The following is a 406-nucleotide window of genomic DNA, read 5'->3' as shown; positions in this document are numbered from 1 at the left end:
ACGCCGCCCGGGCCGGGGCCGGCAGCGCGGCCAGCGCGCGGTACAGCGCCAACTCCCCGTCGCCGCCCACCTGCGGATGCGCCCGCAGCCCCACCACCCGCGGCATCCGTACGCCCTCCAGCGCCGCCCGCAGCCGCCCCTGATCGCCGAACTCCAGTGCCGCGCGCAGCACTCGTACCCGCAACACCCCGTAGGCGCCGTCCTGCCGCGAGGGCGTGGGCGAGGTCGGCAGCGAGGACTGCACCAGCCGGTGCGCGGCCAACGCCCGGCGATGCTTGCCGAGGTCGGCCGGCAGCGTCACGTAGGCCAGCCGTACCAGCCGCGGGTAGTGCTCGGTCAGGGCCGCCTCGGCCTGCGCCACCGACACGGTGGCGGACGAGCCGCGGGAGGATGCGGAGGTCTCGGA

The 406-nt window shown here is 77.1% G+C and carries 1 pseudogene; it reads right to left on the bottom strand.

Annotation, left to right across the window (positions count from 1 at the left end):
• Nucleotides 1-406: pseudogene (locus AC13HU_RS38280) on the bottom strand (hypothetical protein); the annotation flags it as partial.

The sequence above is a fragment of the Streptomyces sp. NH27 genome (assembly GCF_056859195.1).
This window is presented reverse-complemented; position numbering and strand designations above follow the sequence as displayed.